This is a genomic window from Kitasatospora sp. NPDC088346, from assembly GCF_044740765.1.
Taxonomy (GTDB): domain Bacteria; phylum Actinomycetota; class Actinomycetes; order Streptomycetales; family Streptomycetaceae; genus Kitasatospora.
In genome coordinates this window covers 1-4976 of the sequence record NZ_JBIURH010000125.1, presented here as the reverse complement: position 1 = coordinate 4976, position 4976 = coordinate 1, and the positions used below count along the sequence as shown (strand labels likewise).

At 74.0% G+C, this 4976-nt stretch carries 1 protein-coding gene and 1 pseudogene; both read right to left on the bottom strand.

Annotated features, from left to right (window positions below; translation table 11 throughout):
- Positions 1-4247: pseudogene (locus ACIOFR_RS41765) on the bottom strand (type I polyketide synthase); the annotation flags it as partial.
- 62 nt (positions 4248-4309) lie between these two features.
- A partial coding sequence (locus tag ACIOFR_RS41760; RefSeq protein WP_401006000.1) for a phosphopantetheine-binding protein occupies positions 4310-4976 on the bottom strand: 667 nt, incomplete at its 5' end.

The window sequence follows — 4976 nt, the reverse complement described above, 5'->3', positions numbered from 1 at the left end:
CCGTACTCCGTCACCAGATGACGCGCGACCACACCACCCAACGCACCCGACGCACCCGTCAGCAACACCGTCCCCGCCGGATCCAACACCCGCAGGCCAGCAGCCGCCGCTCCGGGGGTCCCGTCGGCGCGCAGCAGGCGGCGTGCGGAGGCCTCGCCCGCGCGCAGCGCGAGTTCGGGCTCCCCCGTGCCGAGTGCGGAGGGAAGCGCCCGGAGGGAGCGCGGGTCCTCGTCCAGGTCGACCAGGGTGATCCGGCCCGGGTTCTCCGACTGGGCCGACCGCAGCAGACCGTGGACGGCTGCCGCCGCCAGGTCGCCGGTGGTCGCGCCGCGCGTGACCACGACCAGGTGGGAGTCCGCGAAGGCGTCCTGCGCCAGCCATTCCTGGACCAGCGCCAGGGCGTCCCGGACGGCGGCGCGGGTGGCCGCGGCGACATCCTGACCGTCCGTCGGGGCGACCGGCACGACCAGGGTCCCGGGGACGGGCTCGGCAGCCGACGCCGCAGCGAGCTCCGCGAACCGGACCGCGTTCGGCAGACCCAGGTCGTCACCGCCCAGCACGCCCACCACACCGGCGGCCGCCTCCGCGGCGGCCGCCGCCGGGGCCGCCAGGGTCAGCGGCGTCCAGCGCGGCAGGAAGAGCGAATCCTGGCGGCTGCCCGCCGCCTGCTCCGGAACGAACGGACGCAGCACCAGCGAACCGACCGTGGCGACGGGCGCACCCGCCGCGTCGGCCACCGCCAGCGCCACCGCGTCCGCGCCCTTGGCCGAGAACCGCACCCGCAGTTCGCTCGCACCGGCCGCGTACAGGGTCACGTCCGACCAGGCGAACGGCAGCCGGCCCTGACCGGTGTCCTCCAGCAGCCCGCCGGCACCCACCGCGTGCAGGGCGGAGTCCAGCAGCGCGGGGTGGAGGGCGAACAGCCCCGCCTCCCCGTGCGCCTCCTCCGGCAGCGCCACCTCGGCGAAGACGTCGCCACCCCGGCGCCAGGCCGCCCGCAGGCCCCGGAACACCGGGCCGTAGGCGAAGCCCGCGGCCGCGAACCCCTCGTACACACCGTCCACCGGAAGCGGTTCGGCACCCGCCGGCGGCCACTCGGTCAGGTCGAACGGGACGGCGCTGCCCGCAGCGGCCAGCACGCCCGCCGCATGGCGCACCCACGGCTCGTCCGGCGCGGCGTCCTCCGCCCGCGAGAAGACCGACACCGGTCGACGGGCGGACTCGTCCGCCACACCCACGGACAACTGAAGCTGGACGGCGCCTCGCTCCGGGAGCACCAACGGCGCCTCCAGCGTCAGCTCCTCGACCAGCTCGCACCCGACCTGGTCACCGGCTCGAACCGCCAGCTCCACGAAAGCCGTTCCGGGCAGCAGGACACGGCCCGCGACGGCGTGGTCCACCAGCCACGGCTGGGCGTCCAGCGACAGCCGACCGGTGAAGACGTGCCCGTCCGCGTCCGCGAGCGCCAGTGAAGCGCCCAGCAGCGGATGGCCCGCGTTACCGAGGCCGGCGGACACCACGTCCCCCACCAGACCCCGCATCGGCCTCGGCCAGAAGTACTCCTGCTGGAAGGCGTAGGTGGGGAGGTCGACACGGCGGGCGCCGGTGCCCGCGAACACCGCCTCCCAGTCGAGCCGCGCGCCGCGCACGTACAGCAGGGCGGCGGCGGTCGCGAAGCTCCGGGCCTCGGGGCGGTCGCGGCGCAGGACCGGGGTGAGGACGGCCTCGGTGGACTCCGGCAGGCACTGCTGCGCCATCGCGCTCAGGGTGCCGTCCGGGCCCAACTCCAGGAACCTGCGGGCGCCTTCGGCCTCCAGCGTCGCGACCGCGTCGGCGAACCGGACGGCCTCACGGACGTGCCGCACCCAGTACTCCGGGTCCGTCAGCTCCTCCGACACCAGCGCGCCGGTGAGGGTCGAGACGATCGGGATCCGCGGCACCGAGAACGTCAACCCGGCCGCCACCGAACGGAACTCGTCGAGCATGCCGTCCATCAGCGGCGAGTGGAAGGCGTGACTGACCGTGAGCCGCTTCGACTTACGGTCCCCCAGCTGCTCCACGACCGCCAGCACGGCCTGTTCGGTGCCCGAAATCACCACCGAGGAAGGCCCGTTGACGGCGGCGATCCCGACACCGTCGGTCAGCAGCGGCAGCACCTCCGCCTCGGTCGCCTGCACGGCGACCATCGCACCGCCACGCGGCAGCGCCTGCATCAGCCGGCCACGCGCCGCCACCAGCCGAGAGGCATCCGCCAGCGACAGCACACCCGCCACGTGCGCGGCAGCCAGCTCACCGATCGAATGACCCGCCAGGAAGTCCGGCCGCACACCCCACGACTCCACCAACCGGAACAGCGCCACCTCCACCGCGAACAACGCCGGCTGCGTGAACGCCGTCTCGTCCAGCTGCTCCCCGTTCGCGATCACCTCGCGCAGCGAGCACCCGAGCAGCGGATCCAGCTCCGCACACACCGCATCGAACGCCGCCGCGAACACCGGGTAGGCGCTGGACAGTTCGACGCCCATCCCGGCCCGCTGGCTGCCCTGGCCCGCGAACAGGAACGCCGTCCGCCCGGCCGTCCCCGCGACACCCACGGGCGCCGCCGATCCACCGGCCGCCAGCGCCGCAAGCCCGGTCAGCACCTGCTGCCGGTCGTCCCCGACGAGCGCCGCCCGGTGCTCGAAGGCCGACCGGGCCGTCGCCAGGGTCAGGCCGACGTCCGCCAGGCCGAGGTCCGGTTCCGCGCCCAGGTGTTCGGCCAGCCGGGCGGCCTGGGCCCGCAGGGCCTCCGGCGTGCGGGCGGAGAGCACCAGCGGTACCGGACGGACCGAGGCGTCGGCCGGGTCACCGTCCGACTCCTGGGCGGGCGGCTGCTCCAGGACGATGTGCGCGTTGGTACCGCTGAAGCCGAACGAGGAGACCGCCGAACGGCGCGGCTCGCCCGTCTCGGGCCACTGTTCGGCCTCGCTCAGCAGCTCGACCGCGCCCGCCGTCCAGTCGACGTGGGTGGAGGGCTCGCCGACGTGCAGGCTCTTCGGCAGTACGCCGTGCTGCATGGCGAGCACCATCTTGATCACACCGGCCGCACCGGCCGCCGCCTGGGTGTGCCCCAGGTTGGACTTCACCGAACCGAGCTTCAACGGCCGCTCCGCGGGCCGGTCCTGGCCGTACGTGGCGAGCAGCGCCTGTGCCTCGATGGGGTCGCCGAGCGTGGTACCCGTACCGTGCGCCTCGACCGCGTCGACCTGGGCGGAGGTCAGACCGGCGTTGCGCAGCGCCTGCTTGATGACGCGCTGCTGCGAGGGGCCGTTGGGGGCGGTGAGGCCGTTGGAGGCGCCGTCCTGGTTGACCGCGCTGCCCCGGACGATGCCGAGCACCCGGTGCCCGTTGGCGAGCGCGTCCGACAGCCGCTCGACCAGGATCATGCCGACGCCCTCGCCCCAGCCGGTGCCGTCGGCGTCGTCCGAGAACGCCTTGCAGCGGCCGTCCGTGGCGAGCCCGCGCTGCCGACTGAACTCCACGAACGTCCCCGGAGTCAGCATCACCGTCACACCGCCGGCCAGGGCGAGCGTCGACTCCCCGGTCCGCAGCGACTGGCAGGCCAGGTGCAGCGCGACCAGCGAGGACGAGCACGCCGTGTCGATGGTGACGGCGGGCCCCTCCAGGCCGAGCGTGTAGGAGACCCGGCCGGACGCGATGCTGCCCGAGCTCCCGGTGCCGATCTGGCCCTCGGCGCCCTCCACGGACTGCTGGAGCAGCATGCCGTAGTCGTTGTACATCACGCCGACGAAGACGCCGGTCCGGCTGCCGCGCAGGGCGGCCGGGTCGATGCCGGCCCGCTCGAAGGCCTCCCAGGAGGTCTCCAGCAGCAGCCGCTGCTGCGGGTCCATCGACATCGCCTCACGCGGCGAGATCCCGAAGAACCCCGGATCGAACTCCCCTGCCCGGTGCAGGAATCCACCTTCCCGGACGTAGGACGTGCCGGGGTGGTCCGGGTCCGGGTGGTAGAGGTTCTCGACGTCCCAGCCGCGGTCCTCCGGGAAGAAGGACACCGCGTCGTCGCCCGCCGCGACCAGCCGCCAGAGGTCCTCCGGCGACTCGATGCCGCCGGGGAACCGGCAGGCCATGCCGACGATGGCGATCGGCTCGTGCTCGCCGTCCTCGATCTCCTTCAGCCGCCGGCGGGTCTCGTGGAGATCCGCCGTCACGCGCTTGAGGAAGTACCGAAGCTTGTCCTCGGCCGCCAGGTCTGCCGGCATGTCAGGTCACCTTTCAGGATGTTGCAGAAGGTCGGGCGGTGGCGGTGGGGTCAGGAGATGCCGAATTCCTTGCCGATGAAGTCGAAGAGGTCGTCATCGGTGGCCTCCTCCAGTTCCTCGGCGACGGCCGCGTTCTCCACCGGGGCGGCCTGCTGGTCGTTCCACCTGGCGAGCAGCGACTGGATGCGGTTGGCGACGCGCAGGTGGCCCTCGTCGTCCGCCGGCGTCTCCAGCAGGGCGGCTTCCAGCCGGTCCAGCTCGGCCAGCAGCGGCACCACGGCGGCCGCCGCGTCGGGCACGGTCTCCGCCCGCAGCAGGTCCACCAGGGCCGCCGGGGTCGGGTAGTCGAAGACCAGGGTGGCCGGCAGCCGCAGACCGGTGACCGCGTTGAGGCGGTTGCGCAGTTCGACGGCGGTCAGCGAGTCGAAGCCGAGGTCCTTGAACGCCCGGCCGGCGTCCACGGACGAGGCACCGGGATAGCCGAGGACGCCGGCCACCTCCGAGCACACCAGATCCAGCAGGACCGCCTCCCGCTCCTCCTCCGGCACGCCCAGCAGCCGCTGCGCCAGCGAGGGGCCACCGTCGCCCGTACCGGCGGACCCTGCGGCCCTCCGGGCGGTCACCCGGACCAGGCCCCGCAGGACCGGCGGCACCGGCCCGCCCGAAGCGGCCTGGGCCCGCAGCCCGGCGAGGTCGAGACGGATCGGCACCAGCACC